At 65.3% G+C, this 375-nt stretch carries 1 protein-coding gene; it reads right to left on the bottom strand.

What is annotated here, in order from left to right:
- Window positions 1-354 (bottom strand): hypothetical protein (locus Q5762_RS37370; RefSeq protein ID WP_315896763.1); only part of this gene is annotated, 354 nt, incomplete at its 3' end.
- Window positions 355-375: the final 21 nt, after the last annotated feature.

Here is a 375-nt window from a genome sequence, read left to right as displayed (position 1 = left end):
CGCATTGCTGACCATGTCCAGCATGACGCGGTTGTTCGTAATGCCAGCTTCGGTCGTCCGGTCGAACGCGCTCTTGGCCTGGGCGTGCCCGCCAGCGACCTTTTCGGCCCACTCCTTGGCGGCCTTGCTGCCGTCCAGCACGGACTGGTTGAAGCCGAGCTGTGCGTCGAGCATGGCGACGGCAGCGTTGTTGGCGGCGAACAGGCTGTTGACATACTCGTCATAGCTTCGGGTCGCGGCGTCGGTGGCGGCAGAGAGTTCCTTCTGCTGTCTCGTCAGCGCCTCGGATGTCGAGCCTGCGTCCTTGGCGGCGATCTGGGCGGACCGGACGGCGATGGGGATGTCGCCACCCATCCAGCGCACGAGGTCCTCGTT

This window comes from Streptomyces sp. P9(2023) (genome assembly GCF_032436795.1).
Taxonomy (GTDB): domain Bacteria; phylum Actinomycetota; class Actinomycetes; order Streptomycetales; family Streptomycetaceae; genus Streptomyces.
The sequence above is the reverse complement of the archived record's forward strand: the minus strand, read 5'-3'. Positions and strand labels throughout refer to the sequence as shown.